This window comes from Candidatus Stygibacter australis, assembly GCA_030765845.1.
GTDB classification, from domain to species: domain Bacteria; phylum Cloacimonadota; class Cloacimonadia; order Cloacimonadales; family TCS61; genus Stygibacter; species Stygibacter australis.
Map to the genome: position 1 here is coordinate 1 of JAVCDJ010000052.1, position 18,590 is coordinate 18,590.

Below are 18,590 nucleotides of genomic sequence, written 5' to 3' on the forward strand. Positions count from 1 at the left end.
ATCAATTTTATTTTCATTAAATAATGTTGATACTAAATAATTATATAACAATGAATCAGTTATATTGCTTGTATCAATCTCTAAAGAATCCAAATTGGCATTTTTCCTCCTTTCATTGATCAATTTTCTATCCTTAATAATTATTGAGATCATGTCTTTTGTATCATAGTGCTTTATTTCCATATCACCTAGCAATATTGCACTAATTATTAATAGTAGTGTAACAATTATAATCTTTTTCATTATATTCTCCCTATGTTAAATAATAATCCTTTAAAAATATCTTATGAATTACCTTCTACGATGCTTATTAATCTTCAGAAGTTTATTAACTATCATAATACATAGAAGAATCTGAATTAATAATATTTAGTCAAGAAATTCATAAACGAGTCAAATAGAATGAATAAGGGTAATAAAGATTCTTTCACTCAATAAACTATAAAATATTACTTTTATTTATATAATAACTGACTGTAATATAAACCCTTTAGCATCTGCCAATTACCTGTTCAGCTTAAATATACAACACTATGGGACATTTTGTTGAGATTGTATTTTTTTGTTCTGGGTGATTGCTACTTAATTGTCGACGGTAAATAGTCTCTAAAGTTATATTGAACTTGTAGGACTTATAATGAGAGAAAGAGGTTGCGAGAGTAAAATAGTTAGTATTTGAGAAAAGACTTAACAGAAAATACAGGGAGTATTAAAACTGTCGATAATATGAAAGGCATCAAAATATTTTTAATAATAATAGTTTTTCTGTTAACCTGGCACTCTGGTTTGCAGGCAGATTCTACGGAATTGAAGCTGAAAATCGCTGAGGCGATGGGCAGAGAAAAGGTGGATCTATTGCTTGAGCTTGCTAAGCAGCAAATAGATGAGGATCTGCAAAGCAGTTGGACAAGCGATAGTCTGGCACTTAAGCTTGCGGGTGAATCCCGTTATGTGGGAGGTCAGCGAAAAGCTTTGACCATTGCTGGACGGATCGAGCTCACTCGACAAAACTACTGGTCTGCGATTGATTATTTTAATAAAGCAATACTACTTTTGAATAAAGAGAATGATCAACTTGATCTGGGAGTTATAAATAATAATTTCGCCCAGGCCTACTCTAAATTAGGCTGGGCAGACAAGGCAAAAGCCAAACTGGAAGAAGCAGAAAAAATCTTCCAGAAACTCGAACCCACCACTGAAGTTATGCATGAGCTCACGATGACTTACCTTACCTGGGGTACTGTAGAGCTGGAACTGGGTAATTATGAATTAGCATTATCTCGACTATTGAAGGGCATGCAGGAAGTGGACAAACTGGATGAACCTGAACTGGAAGCTACTATCAAAGGAAATATCGGCAGAGTATATCAATCACTGATGAATCCAGCACTTTCTCTGGAATATTACCGTCAGGCACTGGAAGTTCACAAGCAGCTTGATAATAAAAGTGAAATAGCGGTTGTATATGGTAATATGGGAACACTTTATTCTGAGCTTAAAGATTATGAAAAAGCAAGAGAATATTATGAACTATCTTTGGAAAGCTATCAGCAGTTAGGCAATAATCTGGGTGTAGCTTCAGTATTGATCAATATTGGAAATCTGTACTATTATCAGGAAAAATACACCGAAACCCTTGAGTATTACAGTCGGGCAGAGAAATTAGTGGGCGAGATCGGGGCTACTGTCTATCAGGCATATCTGATGAACAATGTGGGCATGATCTATGTAGAGATGGGAGAATTTAAGGCAGCAGAGGAAAAATTTGCTGAAGCTTCCAGGATAGCTCAAGAGGTAGAATCTCTGGAATTACAGGCAGAAATATATGCTTCTTATGGTGAACTTTTCAAAAAGCAGGGACAATTTGATGAAGCTTTGAGCTATAATGAGAAAGAATCAACACTGCGGGACAGTATTTTTGCTGAAACCACTGCTAAGCAGATTGCAGAGATGCAGACTAAGTATGACACTGAGCGCAAAGAGCGGGAAAATAGCCTTCTTCGCAAAGATAATGAGATCAAGGAACTGGAAATAGGCAGAAAAGAGCTTCAGAGGAACTCTTTATTTGCCATCTCGGGTCTGGTTATCATGCTGGTGATCTTTGTATATCGGAGATACAGGAGTAAAAAGAAGAGTGCTGAGATACTTTCCACGAAAAATGAATTGATCACTCAGCAGAAAGAGGAATTGAGCGAAACTCTTGATGTATTACGCAAAACCCAGAAGAAATTGGTGGAATCAGAAAAAATGGCATCTCTGGGAAGTCTGGTTACAGGAGTAGCCCATGAAATAAACACACCAGTGGGAATAATTATAACAGCTATCAGCAATCTGAGTGACAGGTTGAGTGCTTTGATGGGTAAATATCAGGAAAATAAGATGAAAAAGAGTGATCTGGACAGCTTTTTGGGTTATACAGAAAAAACAAGCAATCTGATACTGAGTAATTCCCAGCGAACTGGTGAACTGGTGAAAAGTTTTAAGCGTGTGAGTGTGGATCAATCCACAGAACAGCGTCGTCAATTTAAATTATGTAATTATATCAAAGATGTCTTGATGAGCCTTGAACCCAAATTCAAGGGTCTTGATCTTGAGATCAATATAGATTGTGATGAATACCTGGTATGGAATTCATATCCGGGGATACTTGCCCAGATAATTACTAATCTGGTTATTAATTCATTGGTTCATGGTTTTTCCGGTGGAAGTGGTGGAAAAATAGATTTTGAGATAAAACGTATTGACAGCAGGCTGCGATTTATCTATCGGGATAGTGGTAAGGGAATGGGAGAAGAGGTGTTGCAGCATATCTTTGATCCGTTTTTTACAACAAATAAACGGACGGGGACCGGTTTGGGGATGCATATTATCTATAATCTGATAACGCAGAAACTGGATGGGACGATAGAAGTTGAGAGTGAAGTGGGGAAAGGCTCAGAATTCATTATGGAATTCCCTTTCATGGAAGGAGGATTGAGTGAGCTCGATTGATAAAGAGCGGGGATTTGCTGATGCGGGAAATGAGTCCGATGAACTGGTATTTATGGCAGAAGAAGAAGCAGTTGATGTCAAGCAGCAGCGGGATGAAGAGAAATTCTCAGTTAAAAATAGTGCTGTCATCAAAGCAGGCAGCGATTGGAAAATTCTGGTGGTCGATGATGAAGAAGATATTCATACTGTCACGCATTTGACCCTTGATGACTTTGAGTTTGCCGGCAAACAGGTGACGATACTTGATGCCTACTCAGCTGGAGAAGCCTTTGAGCTGATCAAGCAGCAGCCTGATATTGCAATCACATTGCTTGATGTGGTAATGGAAACCACAACTGCAGGTTTGGATCTTGTTAAGCGGATCAGAGAGGAACTGGAGAATCATTTCATCAGAATAGTTCTGCGAACAGGTCAGCCGGGATATGCTCCAGAGCGTGATGTAGTGCTGAATTATGATATCAATGATTATAAATCCAAAACCGAATTAACCTCTGATAAGATATTTACACTGGTTTCATCCGGTATACGTGCCTATAAATCACTTCTGAGTCTGGAATCATACCGTCAGGATTTGCAGGAAAAGGTGGATGGAGCGGTAGAATCAATCCGTGAAAAAGACCATATCATTATAAAACAGTCAAGACAGGTAGCGATCAGTGAATTGATATCAAATATTTCACATCAGTGGCGGCAGCCTTTGAATACTGTAATGGCATTGATTCAGGATATTGAAATTTGCGGAGAGGAAGAAGAACTGACTATAGATTATCTTACACAGCAAAGTAATAAAGCAATGGGCATCATTCAGGAAATGAGTAATACAATTGATGATCTGAGATACTTTTTTCATCCAGTAGAGGAATTAGAGGACTTTATTTTGCACGATGTGCTCGCAAGATGTATGAAGCTGCTGGAACCCACATTAAAGGAAGAGAGTATTATACTGGAAATTAGTGGAGATGAGCAATTGACCATAAAAGGCTATAGCAATGATTATGCCCAGGTAGTTTTGCAGATAATCAATAATAGCCGTGATGCCTTAAGGGAAAAGGAAATACCAGAAAAGAGGATAAGAATAGATATATCAGAAGACGATGGACAATCAAAAGTGGAAATAATTGATAATGGTGGCGGGATAACTGAAGATGTGATCGAGCATGTTTTTGAACCATATTTCACAACACACTTCAAGAGCCCGGGCAGAGGACTTAATCTATATATGTGTAAAATCGTGATCGAAAAAAATATGCATGGCAGCTTAACAGCTGAGAATCGGAAGTCTGGTGCAATATTTACGATCAGGATATAACTGGAGGATGAGATGCAGGAATGCAAACTGAGTATTGCAGAGGAATTCTTATTATTATCATTGGATGATGAAAAGGGTGTAGTGTGCAATCAACCCTTTATGGGGATGGAATTTGGACTTGCTGGCGCTGTTCTGATGGAGCTTGCCTTATTAGGAAAAATAAAAGCAGAGCAAAATAGACTACTTGTGATCGATAATTCTCCCACTGAAAATCAGATATTTGATGATGCTCTGGCAATGATCGCAAATCAGCAAAGTGATGAAGATGCCAAATACTGGGTCTGGAAACTCGGAATCCATATTCAGGAGATCAAAGACTATTTTATTAATCATTTGATCGAATTGGGGATACTGGAAAAGAAAGAAAAGAATATTTTGTGGATATACAAACGGAAATGCTATCCTACGATAGATGATAAGATGGAACGGAGAGAAATTGCCCGTATCCGCTCTATTATTCTGGATAAGGTAGAACCCGTACATCGTGATATTGTGCTGATCAGCCTGATGCGCTCTTGTAATTTAACAAATCAGCTGTTCACTCAGCAGGAACAGGATAAAGCTGGTGAGAAGATAGAGAAAATTGCCCGTAAGGATTTGATAGGACAGGCAGTTTATGAAGCAATTCATGAGATATTGCAAAAATTAAGTGTGCAGCAACTATATTATTAAAATAATAAAAAAGCAAGCCAGGACTTCTGAGCTGTACTCAGGGCAGGAGTTCTGGGCGACAGAGACTGATAGAATACAGGATACAATAACTGGCTGTAGAAGAAGTCTTGACGGAGTACCGTTCAAAACTCCTGACTTAGGTTAGTTGAAATATTTAAAAGAGGTATTTGATGATTAAAAAAGGTTTATTAATTATTATTTTACTGCTGATAGTTACTTCGCTTATGGCAGATCCAAAAATTTATATTGCTTTCTTGTGGCATATGCATCAACCTATATATTACCCAGGTGAAAATGCCCTGGAAACTGATAATGCCGGACATTATGATTATTCGATAGAAGATATTCATAATCAGCGCTGGGGTCCCTATACTACCTGGCCATCAGATGCTGTGTGGATGGGGATCAATGCCGGTTTTGAACATTTTGGCTCTCAAGTTAGCTTTTCTGGCTCTTTGATAGAGAATTTGAATACTTTACAGGCTGGTGGAAACTGGAATTTTTCTAACTGGCAGTCAGGATGGAATGGCATTGCCGGAGAAACAACAAGCCTGGGAAATCCCAGAATGGATATGGTTTCCATTGGCAATTTTCATCCTTTGCTGGGATTGATTGATTACCGCGATATGAGAAGCCAGATCGCTATGCATCGTGACATTGTAAACAGCACCTTTAATGTGAACTCATATTCCCGGGGTATGTTCCCTCCTGAGTGTGCGTTTTCTGAGAGGATAATCCCCGCCCTTGTGGATGAAGGGATTGAATGGGTGCTGATCGATAATATCCATTTTGAGAGAGTTACAAATAATTATCCCTATACTACCGGCAGTAATTTATATGAACCTAATCAAGCAGATGTCCTAGAAGATGATCCTGGTGACTGGCTGCAATTAAACGGCTTGTGGGCAGGTTCACAGGTATCTCTGCAATGGGCTCATCAACCGCACTGGGTAAAATATATTGATCCAGAAACTGGCGAAGAAAGCCAGATCATGGGTGTGCCGGCTTCCCGCTATCTGGGTAATGAAGATGGCAGAGGTGGCTTTGGCGCTTTGCAGTATGATACCGTAATGAGCCAGTTTGAACCTTATAACACTGATGATGACCATCCTATATTAATTGTTCTGCATCATGATGGTGATAATTATGGTGGTGGATCAAATTCCTATTATAATAATAATTTTGCTCAATTTGTAAGCTGGCTGGGAAGTAATTCAGACAGGTTTGTTTGCACTACTATCCAGGATTATCTTGATATGTTCCCTCCCGCAACGGGTGATGTAGTACACGTGGAGCCGGGAAGCTGGAGCGGAGCAGCTAATGGGGACCCGGAATTTAAGAAATGGAACGGTGATCCTTATAATGACTACAGTCCTGACCGCAATAGCTGGGGCATCATCACAGCAGCGAAGAATATAATATTTAATGCCTTAGATAATAATCCCGGAGCACAGCAGGTTCAAGATGCCTGGCGTATGCTGCTTACGGGTGAAACAAGCTGCTACTGGTATTGGGACGGCTCTCAGAATGGTATCTGGGACAGTCATCCTGCCCGGGCAGCCAATATGGCAGTCAATGCAGCCCTGCCCTATGTGAATGGCGCTGCAGATGCCACTCCCCCCACGATCTACCTGCCGCAAAGGGAACCGTATAATCCCGGTGGAACTGAATGGAATGTATCCATGAGCCCTGACTTCACTGTCTGGACTTATGTTTATGACCATAGCGGATTGCAGGATGTGGTTCTCAAATATCGTCTGGATAATGACGGCATAAATGATGATCTCACCAGTGATAATGAGCTTTATGCTGGGGGTGCAGATGTGGGTAACTGGATAGAACTTGCCATGACAGGCCAGGATGAGCCTTCAGAAACAGATCCCCAACCACTCTATAAAGCCATGCATTACGAAGCAGAGATCAGTGAATATAACGAAATCCTGCTGGATTACTATGTGGAAGCTATCGATAATGAAGGCAATGTGCAGAAAAGCGTGATCCAGCACGTATGGATAGGAGATGGCACTGGTGGGGGACAGGGTGGATATGGTTATGTAAGCTGGCTGCCGGTAAGTCCCGCAATGGAAGATTCCATCATTATCACAGTAGCAAACACCAGCATGGGTGCTGCCCTGCATTGGGGAGTTAATGATTTTAATTTGCCAGCAGAAACTTACTGGCCCAACGGAACTGTGCTATATAATAATATTGGACCTGCCTTGGAAACTCCGATGATCGGACCGGATGAGGATGGAAATTTGATCCTTGTATTAGGCCCCTTTGATTCTCCAGTGCAGCAGGTGAATGAAGTAAATTTTGTGATCCACTATTATGACGGTAGTTGGGATAATAATAATGGTAATGATTACACAATAACGATATCTGGTGGTGGAGGTGGTAGTTTTGTGATAGATGGACAATTAGATGCTGGTGTGCAATTGCTGACAGCTAATGATGAACTGGAATTATATGCAGATTTTTCAAGTACAGAGCTTTATGTGGCAGCAACTTCTGCTATGGAATTAGGGGAAGACATATTTATTTTAATAGCAGATAATCCCGGCAATATGGTTTCTGCCCCCTGGGCCAAAAGCGGACAGGTAGCTGACTGGGACGTTTTTCTGGCTGGAGAAAGCACTAATGGCTGGAACGGCTGGTTTGACCAGACAGCTTCTTCACAATCTCAGCAAAGCAGTGTTCTGGAAGGAGTGATCAATCTCAGCCAGTGGAATAATCCAGAATCGCTTTACCTTTGCGTAGCTTCTTATCAAACTCAGGACGGTGGAAGTTTGCAGCAGCAGTCACCAGCAGGTGATGGCAATGGAAATATTGAAAGCACTGAATATATAAATTATCAATTTACAGGATCTCCTTCTTATGGCGATATTGATGGTAATGGGATAGTAGAAAGTTATGATGCTGCTCTGGTACTGCAATACTACGTGGGAATGATCAGCGATTGGGAACCCTGGCAGCTTATTGCAGCTGACGTGGATGGCAATAGCCTCGTGGAAGCCTATGATGCCTCTTTGATCCTGCGCTATGGATTAGAAATAATCGACCATTTCCCGGTTGAGGAATAAAAATATGGATCTTCTGGAATTCCCTAACTGCAAACAATATGATAACGGACGTTTTCGGCTGCCGAATAAAGTCAGAAAGCAATTTGAAAGCTGGCGGGTGAAACAGCTTGTGATCATACCAACGGAAAATAATAAACTCAAACTGATGCCAGCAAGCTGGTGGGAAAGAATGAAAGCTGAAGAAAAAAAAGAAATACCAGTTGATTTCCCAATAAGACCTCAGTCTCTGACAGCAACATTTCTGGAGCTGCATCCAGAATTAATTACATATCTGGGAGCTACAGAAAATCTCCATTTTAAGGCTAAAGAAAAATACTATCTTCTCTGGAATGATGCAACCTATAGTCGCGAAAATGAAATTATGAAAGAGCAAATACATAAAATGTATCATGGAGTAAATAAGTAACAAATCTAAGCCAGTCCGAATAAGCTATTCAACAAAAGTTAGACATGCCTAACATTTTTCTTGACAGTTGTGATTTATCCGTTAAATTAGCGTGTAAAGAACTGGAGGATAGCAATGGATTTTGGCAGACGTTTGCGAAAGCATAGAGGATGTCGGAGATTGCAGAAGCTGAAGAGGCATATGCATGATGGTGAATCCTATCGGATTACTGGATACCGGGGACTGAATTGCTTATTTCGCAAGAAACTGCTAAACCTCGGTCTATTGAGGGGTGAAGATTTCAAGGTGATGGGCAGAGCCCCTATGGGTGACCCTATTGAGATCAAGATCAATGGCTACAGGCTATCTATCAGAGCAGATGAAGCAGATGAACTTATCCTTGAAAAATTAGAAGATGACAAATAACTTAACTATTGGTATTGTAGGAAATCCTAATAGCGGAAAAACAACTGTATTTAATGCTCTCACAAAATCACGACAGGTAGTGGGCAACTGGCCAGGAGTAACCGTTGAGCTCAAAGAAGGTTTCTACAAGTATGGCGATCATCAGGTGAAGGTAATTGATCTGCCTGGTATATACTCTCTGTCCGCTACTTCAGAAGATGAACGCGTAGCTCGTGATTATATCCTTTCTCATCAGGCTGATCTGATCATTCAGGTAGTTGATGCTTCCAATCTGCAAAGAAACCTGTATCTTGCCACGCAAATTTTGGAAATGCAAGTTCCTCTGGTCATCGTATTAAATATGATGGATATTCTGGAAGCCAATAAGCAGCATCTGGAACTTGAGCATTTTCAAAATCATCTCGATTGCCCTGTAATTGAATTAGTTGCCAGTAAAAATAGAGGGATAGATAATTTATTAAAGCAGATAGAACTCACTGCTCATTCACGAAAAGTATCCACCACAAAAGTCCATTATGACAGTATTGTAGAGATGGCAGTTAAGGAATTACTCCCTCTCACTGAACCTTTTGCCGACAAGTATCAGGTTTCAAACCGTTGGCTGGCTCTCCGCTCCCTCGAAGATGAGCAGATAGCTAATAAATATACTGAACATGATCTGGATAAACAGATAGCAGAGCAGGTTCAGCGTATTGAACATCACACCGGAGACCCTATTGACGTAGTGATGGCAGATGGCAGACATGGATTTGTGAAAGGATTGGTGCGAGACACTCTGCACCGCAAATCCACCAATCTTCGTGATCTTACAGATACTATAGATAAATTTGTCCTTAATCGCTATCTGGGCATTCCATTCTTCCTGATCGTGATGATGATGGTCTTTTATCTAACAATGAATGTTGGTGCACCCTTTATCGATTTCTTTGATAGATTTACGGGTACGATATTCGTGGATGGTTTCAGGTCAATTCTGGAAGCACTCTCTTTTCCCAACTGGCTGATCGCTATCCTTGCTGATGGTTTGGGCGGTGGTATCCAGACAGTGTCCACCTTCATACCCCCCATCTTTTTTATTTTCTTATCACTATCGATCCTGGAAGATTCCGGCTATATGTCGCGAGCAGCTTTTGTAATGGATAAATTCATGTTGACCATTGGCTTACCGGGCAAAGCATTTATTCCCATGCTGGTGGGCTTTGGCTGCAACGTGCCGGCTATCATGGCAACGCGTACCCTGGAAAATAACCGTGACCGCATACTTACTATCATCATGAACCCCTTCATGTCCTGTGGTGCCCGCCTGCCGGTATATTCAATCTTTATTGCAGCATTTTTCTCAGAGCGAGCCGGTTTCATGCTATTCTCTATATATCTCACCGGTGTTATTTTAGCTGTTCTCTCCGGTTTGTTATTCAAATCTACTATATTAAAAGGCGAGATTTCCACTTTTGTGATGGAATTACCACCCTATCATATTCCCACCATCAATGGCATTATGATGCATACCTGGCTGAGATTGAAGTCATTTATCCTCCGCGCCGGACAGGTGATCATTATCATTGTGCTGGTGCTCAGTTTCCTTAATTCCATTGGAACTGACGGCTCATTTGGCAATCAGAATTCAGAAAAATCAGTGATCACATATATTGCCAGACAGATAACTCCAATTTTCAGACCTATGGGCATTCAAAACGATAATTATCCCGCAACTGTAGGTTTGATCTCAGGAATATTTGCCAAGGAAGCTGTAATTGGTTCACTGGCAGCCCTATACGGTCAGCAGAAAGAAGCCAGCCAGCCGGAAGAATTCGATTTCTGGCAGGGTATAGCTGATGCCTTTACCGCCATTCCAGCGGGATTTGGCATCATCAAAGAAGAGACTATCAATCAAGGGAAAAATGAACTGATAGGCTTAGTGCAAAAAGGGTTTAAAGGTGACAGGATTGCTGGATTTGCCTTCCTGCTTTTTGTGCTCATCTATGCTCCCTGCGTGGCAGTGATCGGGGTGATCTACCGCGAAACAAACCTGGGCTGGGCAACATTTGTAGTCACATATCTCACAGCTCTTGCCTGGATAGTTGCCACTCTGTATTATCAGATAAACACCTTTATACTGCATCCTGCCAGCTCAAGTATGTGGATAGCTATTTCTATCGTTGCATTTATGTTATTCTATATAGCATTAAAACTAAAACCTTCTAAATTCCTTAAAAAAACCGCTTAATCTTCTACCGGAAAAGAATCTATCATACCCACAGCATATCGCAGGATCAATGAAGCGTCATAAGCTTCTATATACCCATTCCCATCTACATCTGCCCGTCCTTTGACCCAGATTTCCCAGGGCAGCGGAGCTCCCACGGGCTCCAGACCTACAAAGTATTGCAGAATATTAGCAGCATCAAAAGCATTTACTATCTCATCGCTTGTGATATCTCCATAGGCACCATTTCGCAAGAGCAGCATCGAGTTATAAACATTTAATCTGCCGCCAGTTACAGTAGCTCCTTCCAGATCCGGCAGAGGATCTACTCCAGCAAACATCACATCGCGAATGATCAGTGCCAGTTCCCCTGGATCAGATTCATATTCCCGCAAAGTTACTGCAGGCAAAACAGACATCAGATAGCCTACTGCTCCACACACCTGCGGAGATGCCATGGAAGTTCCCGTCTTATAACTATAACCTGCCGTATTAGTATCAGTGGAATACACGCTTGTGCCTGGTGCTCCCAGATCAATTGTAACCAGACCATAACCCGCTGAAGTGTATTTCTGATCATCGTCAGTAGTATTGGTAACAGCTATCATCCACTCGCTCTCGCACGCTGTGGGCACGTCACCAACTTCATCGATATTCCAGCTAACATTAGCCGTAGCTCCAGCACTCAGAATTCCCACCATACCCAGGCTGTCATACATGGCACTCCAGATCGGATAATCTTCCGGCTGACCCTGATTCACACCAAAAGAGGAATTAGTGGCAACCACAAATGCACCTTCAGACCCATCTGTCTCATTATAGCGACTTCGCATTTCCAGCACATAGCCATAAGCTTCCACCACTGTGGCTTCAGATGAGGAAGACCCAGCTACAGGCATCACTTCCGCCTGCCAGTTAACTCCACTTACGCCAATCCCATTATTTCCTATCGCTGCTGCTATACCAGCCACATGCGAACCATGCGAGCCTACACCAGGATTGCCAGTATGATTATAAGCATTCCAGCCGTCATAATCATCTATATAACCATTACCATCATCATCTATTTGATTTCCGGGTATTTCCAGTTCATTTTTATAAAAATTCAAATCAGGATGGGTCAGATATGTGCCATTATCCACGATTGCCAGCACTATTGTTTCTCCATTTGCAGTAATTCCTCCTGACTCAATATCCCAGGCTGAGGGAGTATCGATATCAGCATCAGTCACTCCGCCGCTTTGACCCGTGTTATGATGACACCATTGCTGATCAAAAAACTCATCATCAGGAATTGTTTCACGCAATTCCAGCCTGTGATTGAGCTGAGCAAATTTCACTTCAGGATATTTTTTTAATCTGACAATTGCCTCATTTTCACTGATATTATTACCAATTTCGCATAACCAGATAGAAAGCCGTCTGGAGAGCTGGTGAACAGCAGTAAGTTCTTCCAGTTTAAATATCTCTGTCTGACGACTATCGCTGACATCTTTATTAAATTGCACCATGATTTGACGGGGAACATATTCCTCTGCAATTAAAGCCAGAAATATGATCAGTAACACTAATATTATACATATCTTTTTCATCTTAACTCCCCAGAATTCTCTGATTCTATTTGATGACTAAATTTAATAATGCTCCCAAATTCTATCAAGTATAAATTATCTTTACATGCATATATCTCCCCATTTCCCGCCAATAACCCAATCACGCAGCCGAGTAACTTAGCACTATCTAACAAAATAATGTCAGATAGTGCTATGTTGTTCTTGTTCATTTTCACTTATGGGTTAATTTATAGGCGGGGGATGCCAAATCTGGTATTAAAAAATTAGTTTTAAGTAAAGTGGTAACATGAAAAAGGGAAAAAAGTAGGATAATTGAACAATATAAAAAAAGTGATTTTGCTGATCCTGCTGGCATCATGTTTTGTGATGCTGGCTGATGATGGGTATATATTAAAGAGTATCGGATTTGAGGGGAATAGTGCCTTATCATCGGGAGCTTTGAAGAAGAATCTGAATTTGACGGCTCAGAGTCTAGGTGACAGGTTATTTTTCTGGAGAGCTCAGCCTTATTTTAATGAGATCTATTTGGAAGAGGATATTAAGCAGATAACTGTGCAATATCAGCAGTCGGGATTTCTGAAGGTTGAGGTAAATGTTGAGCCTGAGATCAATGAAAAAGCAAAAAAAATTAAGATCAAATTTATTATACATGAAAATCAGCCGGTATTGATAGGAAAAATCAGCTATAATATAGAAGCGGATGGTTCAGAGAATAAGGTGATCGTACAATCACTGCTTGATGAACTTTCTGTTGAGCTTTTAGCACAGCAAGGTGATTGCTTTCAAGATAATAATATCAATAGCAGCGTTAAACAGATCGATCGCATTTTGAGGAATAACGGATTTCCTGAGCCGGAAACTGATTTTACCATAGAATTATCTGAGAATAAAAGGTTTGCAGATATAATATATCGCGTAAATGCTGGTGAGTTGTGTAATTTTGGTGAGATAATGGTGCTGGGCAATGAGAAGCTGGCGGAAGCGGTAATACTCAAGCAGATCACATTCTCTGAAAATGAAAGCTATGATCAGCGCAAAACTCAAAAGACCCAGCAGCGGATCCAGAATCTAGGGATGTTCCAGTTCGTGACAATAAAATCAATGCTGAATGAAATAGAAAATAATAAGGTGCCCATGGTAATACTGGTGAAGGAATTGCCTTACTGGTCGGTGAAAACGGGAGTTGGTTATGGACTTGAAGATAGATTCCGGCTATCTGTGAGAGTGGAAAAGCTGGGATTTCTGGGTGGAGCAAGACGGGCATCGCTTTATGCGAAATATTCATATCTTGAGCCTTATCATCTTAGTTTGGATGTCACTCAACCTTCCTTTATCAATCCTCGGGGCAGCATCAGCATCAATCCCTTTTTGATCAAAGAACATGAGGAATCTTATGATCTCCAGAAATATGGATTCAGCACAACCTTGAGACAAAATTTAACTAATATCACCAATACCTTCATCAAGTATAAATTTGAGCGGGATATTCTGCAGATCAATAGTGATATTACAGATGAATTACTGGGTGTAGTCCAGGATAATTACAATAAATCGAGCATTTCAGCAGGTATATCAATAGATGATTCCAGTCCTTCTTTTTCACCTCTAAGAGGTTATACGGCATCATTTGTGACAACTCTATCCGGGCTTAGCCTGGGCAGTGAATATCATTATCTGCAGAGCTTGATAGATTTGAGAAAATATAATGAGATATTTGCCGGTGCTGTGCTGGCAGGAAAAGTGAAAGCAGGAATTATGAAACCCATCTGGGGAGATGCAACCACACCAATAGATGAGCGTTTTTTTGCTGGAGGCAGCAATTCCATCCGAGGCTGGGCACGTGGAGAGATAGGACCTCAAAGCATTGAAGGAATAGCGCTGGGAGGAGAAAGTTATCTGGAATTCTCCGCGGAATGGAGACAGCATCTCTGGCGAATGCTTTCTGGTGTCATGTTTTGCGATGCCGGAAACGTGTGGGCAGGATATGATGAATATGATCTGAATGACATTAAATATTCTGCTGGATTGGGTATCAGGATAGATACTCCCATTGGACCAATACGTTTTGATGCAGCACAGCCATTAGGGAGTGCTGATAAGCAGATTCAGCTTCATTTGAATATCGGGCAGGCATTCTGATGCGCAGGATATTAAAAATTACGGGTAGGACTTTACTGATAATATTTGTAATATTAGTGATAGTTGTGATCCTTATCCAGACACGACCAGTAAAGAACCTGATCACTGATCTGATAATGACAAATGTAAATGGCCAGCTGCAGAACGCGGAGCTTAATATCCAGAGGATAGAGATGAATTATCTCAGTTCTCTTTCCCTGCAAGGTGTTAGTATCAGCCAAAATGGGGAGAATATCCTGAGTCTGAAGGAATTCAGTATCCATTATTCGCTGAAAGGAATTTTGTCCAAACGGATAACAATAAGCGGGATATTATTTGATGAACTTGATCTGGTCTTGCAGCAAAATGCTGAAGGCAAATGGAATGTGATGTCAATTCTGCCGGCAGCAGATAAAAAAGTGAAACCGGAAAAAGAAACTAAAAATTCTAACTGGGTAATTGAATTGGATGATTTCAGCTTAAGAAATAGTGAGATCAAGATAAATTCTTCTCGCATATCTGAAATTATGCTGCATTTTGCTGGAAAATATTCTGGAGCGGAAAGCTACATCAATCTGGATAAATTCAGTTTTAATAGTCAGGGTCCTGATCTTAAGTTAGAAAATCTGGATTTGATGGCGCGACTGAATGAAAATAAATTCATATTGGATAATATGCAGATCAGGACAACCGAAAACCTGATAACTCTGGGAGCTGAAATTGATCTTGATGATCCGGAAAATGGATATCTTGATCTTAATAGTGACTCTTTGAATTTAACAGAATTCTCTGGGTTTATTCAGCAGGAAGATATCAAAATGTTACCAGAAATTGATCTTGGACTAACGCTTAAGAACCAGAACGCGAATTTTAAGATGGAAATGAATGAAGCGGGTCAGAAATTAAATGTGAAGGGAACAGTGAGTTCTGTATTTGGAAGTCCAGATTATAGACTGAAACTGGCTTTAGAGCATTTGGATGGAGATCACTGGCTGGCAGATCCTCAATATGACTCAGATATCAATCTGAATTTAACCGTAAATGGAAAAGGGATTGAGCCTGGTAAAGCAGAAATAGATATCCGGCTTAATGTGAAACCCAGTTATATGGGAGACCGCAAAGTAAACGCGATAGCTTTGACGGGACATAAATCAGGGAGTTCAGCAGATTTTGATACAAATATCTGGGGAGATTTTGGCAGGATTGATGTATCGGGAACAGCGGAAGATATTTTTAATGAAGTCAGCTACCATCTGCAGGGTGATCTGAAAGGTATTGACCTGGCAGAATTAGTTATGAATGATTCACTGCATTCTGATCTGAATCTGGGATTTGAAGTAACAGGGAAAGGAAGTGATCCTGAGTTTTTAACTGCTGATCTGAAAGTTAATGGTGAACATTCAGAGATAATGGGAATGGATGTAAATACGATAAAGGCAGATATTCATTATGAAAAAGGTGAATATATTGTCGAATACCTGCAGGTGTTGAATCCTGCTGCTAAGCTTGTACTGAAAGCTGATGGTAATATAAAGGGTGAACAAAATCTTGATTTTCACCTGTTTGTGATTGATTTACAGTCTATGAGCAAGTTAATAAATGCTGAAATTCTGGATGGTAGCGGAGATATTAAGGGTAAGATCAAATTAAATGATAAAAGTTATAAGGCGAAAGTCACTTTGAGAATGATGGATCTGCTTTATAATGAGTTTTCACTGAGAGAAATTTCAGGTGAGATAGATTTAGATAGTGATCTGAAAAACATTATTGATGCCAATTTAGACTTGAAAGATTTCAAGTCTGGAGACCTTGCTGTTGATAGTATCAATCTGCATAGTACTGGAGATGAAAAGCAGCAGAATATTGAGCTCGATGCCGGTGCAGAAAGACTAATAGTTCATCTGGAATCAGGGGTGTTTATAGATTCAGTGATAACTATAGAATTGCCCGTTATTAATGTGGAATATGATGGTCTTCAAGTAAACACTGAGCATTCAAATACCAAGATATTGATTGGTGATGAATATTACCAGATAGATGATCTGCAATTGGCTGTCGGTAAGGGAAGTTTGATGGTTGATGGCACTATTGCACCAGCAGGCACACAGCATTTATCCCTTGAGATACATGATTTTGATTTGGAACTCTTGAATAGTTTGGGATTAGTGTCATCTCAAATCGCAGGTATTTTTAACTTGAAAGCAGAGGTTGGAGGAAATATAAGTCAGCCGGATATCTCAGCTGAGATACAAATTGAGAATGTAGGTTGGGATGAAATTCAACCTGGGAATATACAGATTAATGCTGATCTGAAAGATAATCGGGCAGACATTGTTTTCATTTTGGATAAGGATATGAAAGAGCTTATTAGTGGTTCTGCTAAGATTCCCATGTACTTAAATTCTGAGAATAAAAAATTAATCCCATCCAACGAGCAGATGGAAGCTGATTTACTTGTATCAGATTTTGATATCAGTTTCCTGCAGGAATCATTTAAGCAGATAAAAGAGCTTAATGGATTATTGGGCGTGGATCTGCATTTGAGAAATAATCTGTCTTACCCGGTATTAAACGGGAATATCAGGCTTATACAGGGAAACGTATCCATACCACAATATGGGATAACCTATCCGGAAATCCGCTTGAAAGCAGCTTTCCATCAACGCAATTTAGAGCTGGAAGAATTATATTTAGCTGGTAAAGAGGGATATTTGAAGTTCTCAGGAGAAGCTGAAGTTGAAAGTCCTCTTTCAGAAGGTATCAAAAGCATTGATCTGAGATTGTTGGCTGATAATTTCAGTATAGCAGATAAACGCGAATTGCAGGTGAAACTTAATTCAGATATAAAACTTACTGGTTCACCGGATAAATTGTTTTATAGCGGGTATCTAAATATTCCCAAGGCAGTAATTGATCTGGATGCCCTACCCGGTGGCAGTAAAAGTAAGGTGGACAGTAATTCACCCCTGCTGGTGAAAGCTGGTCAAAAAAATACTGATGAAACCGCTATTCCTGTAAAGATAAAAACGAAAGCTCAACCTGATCTGATCAAGAGCTTAACAGGTGAAATGAAGATAACTATCCCCAGAAACACCTGGATACGTAAAAAGGATATGAATGTTGAAATATCCGGAGACTTGCGGGTTATCAAAAAAAGTAAGTATTTTGAGATATATGGGACAGTGAGTACTCTGCGAGGCAAATATGAGCTTTATGGCAAAAAGTTTGATCTTAAGGGTGGAACAATTACCTTTAATGGCGGGTCAGAATTAAATCCAATACTTGATTTGAAAATCAATCACATTTTCAGGGATATATACCGGAATAAGCGAACACTGAAGCTGCAGATAACGGGAGATGTAAAAAACCCTGTCATAAGTTTTCATCTGGATGATGAAGAGATCAGTGAGAGTGATGCAGTATCATATCTTTTATTTGGAAGAAGCAATAGTGAGATCAGCCAGGGAGAGAAATCTGAAGTTGCACGGCAGACAGAATCTGATCTGGCATTGAGCATGCTTTCCAAGACGATTGGTAATAAACTTGCTGGTGAAATAGGCAAGAAACTTAATCTGGATGTGATAGAATTTTCTGGAGGAGATAACTGGAAACAGGCAGCAATTGTGGTGGGGAAGTACATCACAAATGATCTATTCATAAATTACAAAAAAGAGTTCTCACTTAACCAGTCTTCTGAGATAGTGCCTGATGAGGTATCTTTGGAATATGAGATGAATAAATATATTTCTGTACAGGCAACCAGAGGGGATGAAAAATCGACTGGTGTAGATGTATTCTGGAAATTCAAACTTAAATAGGAGGAACA

General features: G+C 40.2%; 11 protein-coding genes. 9 read left to right on the forward strand and 2 right to left on the reverse strand.

Translation table 11 applies throughout. The features are described from left to right. Positions 1 to 243, reverse strand: a 243-nt coding sequence (locus tag RAO94_03305; protein MDP8321359.1) for a hypothetical protein, incomplete at its 3' end; no start/stop codon positions are given. Between the two features lie 432 nt (positions 244 to 675). Here RAO94_03305 and RAO94_03310 point away from each other — a divergent pair. The 7 genes from RAO94_03310 (at position 676) to feoB (ending at position 11,093) form a co-directional block, all read left to right on the forward strand. Then, positions 676 to 2,991, forward strand: a complete 2,316-nt coding sequence (locus tag RAO94_03310) for a tetratricopeptide repeat-containing sensor histidine kinase (GenBank protein MDP8321360.1) — start codon at positions 676 to 678, stop codon at positions 2,989 to 2,991. Continuing rightward, the gene (locus RAO94_03315) at positions 2,978 to 4,300 is read left to right on the forward strand and encodes a hybrid sensor histidine kinase/response regulator (protein MDP8321361.1); all 1,323 of its coding nucleotides are present in this window, start codon (positions 2,978 to 2,980) and stop codon (positions 4,298 to 4,300) included. Before RAO94_03310 ends, RAO94_03315 begins: the two co-directional genes overlap by 14 nt. Positions 4,301 to 4,312: 12 nt before the next feature. Then, on the forward strand, positions 4,313 to 4,972 hold the full coding sequence (locus RAO94_03320; protein MDP8321362.1) for a GPP34 family phosphoprotein: 660 nt from the start codon (positions 4,313 to 4,315) through the stop codon (positions 4,970 to 4,972). A 170-nt stretch (positions 4,973 to 5,142) separates the two neighbouring features. Continuing rightward, positions 5,143 to 8,055 (forward strand): dockerin type I domain-containing protein, encoded by a 2,913-nt coding sequence (locus RAO94_03325; GenBank protein ID MDP8321363.1) that lies wholly within the window; start codon positions 5,143 to 5,145, stop codon positions 8,053 to 8,055. A 4-nt stretch (positions 8,056 to 8,059) separates the two neighbouring features. Next, positions 8,060 to 8,461 (forward strand): hypothetical protein, encoded by a 402-nt coding sequence (locus RAO94_03330; protein MDP8321364.1) that lies wholly within the window; start codon positions 8,060 to 8,062, stop codon positions 8,459 to 8,461. Between the two features lie 114 nt (positions 8,462 to 8,575). Further along, positions 8,576 to 8,866: a FeoA family protein gene (locus RAO94_03335; GenBank protein ID MDP8321365.1), complete on the forward strand. Its 291-nt coding sequence runs from the start codon at positions 8,576 to 8,578 to the stop codon at positions 8,864 to 8,866. Next, positions 8,856 to 11,093 carry a Fe(2+) transporter permease subunit FeoB gene (gene feoB / locus RAO94_03340; GenBank protein MDP8321366.1) on the forward strand — a complete coding sequence of 746 codons (2,238 nt, stop codon included), beginning with the start codon at positions 8,856 to 8,858 and terminating at the stop codon, positions 11,091 to 11,093. The genes RAO94_03335 and feoB overlap by 11 nt, the downstream gene beginning before the upstream one ends. Here feoB and RAO94_03345 read toward each other — a convergent pair. After that, positions 11,090 to 12,664 (reverse strand): S8 family serine peptidase, encoded by a 1,575-nt coding sequence (locus RAO94_03345; GenBank protein ID MDP8321367.1) that lies wholly within the window; start codon positions 12,662 to 12,664, stop codon positions 11,090 to 11,092. The two genes, feoB and RAO94_03345, sit on opposite strands and share 4 nt — an antisense overlap. Positions 12,665 to 12,958: 294 nt before the next feature. Between RAO94_03345 and RAO94_03350 the strand changes: the two genes are divergently transcribed. Next, a complete protein-coding gene (locus RAO94_03350; GenBank protein ID MDP8321368.1) occupies positions 12,959 to 14,785 on the forward strand; it encodes a BamA/TamA family outer membrane protein in 1,827 nt (608 codons plus the stop codon). Next, the gene (locus RAO94_03355; protein MDP8321369.1) at positions 14,785 to 18,582 is read left to right on the forward strand and encodes a translocation/assembly module TamB domain-containing protein; all 3,798 of its coding nucleotides are present in this window, start codon (positions 14,785 to 14,787) and stop codon (positions 18,580 to 18,582) included. The genes RAO94_03350 and RAO94_03355 overlap by 1 nt, the downstream gene beginning before the upstream one ends. The last annotated feature ends 8 nt before the right edge of the window (positions 18,583 to 18,590 follow it).

What these genes read in the sequence shown, in the direction of transcription:
- feoB (MDP8321366.1), top strand. Translation starts at nt 8,856, where the DNA reads ATGACAAATAACTTAACTATTGGTATTGTAGGAAATCCTAATAGCGGA.
- RAO94_03325 (MDP8321363.1), top strand. Translation starts at nt 5,143, where the DNA reads ATGATTAAAAAAGGTTTATTAATTATTATTTTACTGCTGATAGTTACT.
- RAO94_03345 (MDP8321367.1), bottom strand. Translation starts at nt 12,664, where the DNA reads ATGAAAAAGATATGTATAATATTAGTGTTACTGATCATATTTCTGGCT.
- RAO94_03335 (MDP8321365.1), top strand. Translation starts at nt 8,576, where the DNA reads ATGGATTTTGGCAGACGTTTGCGAAAGCATAGAGGATGTCGGAGATTG.
- RAO94_03320 (MDP8321362.1), top strand. Translation starts at nt 4,313, where the DNA reads ATGCAGGAATGCAAACTGAGTATTGCAGAGGAATTCTTATTATTATCA.
- RAO94_03355 (MDP8321369.1), top strand. Translation starts at nt 14,785, where the DNA reads ATGCGCAGGATATTAAAAATTACGGGTAGGACTTTACTGATAATATTT.
- RAO94_03330 (MDP8321364.1), top strand. Translation starts at nt 8,060, where the DNA reads ATGGATCTTCTGGAATTCCCTAACTGCAAACAATATGATAACGGACGT.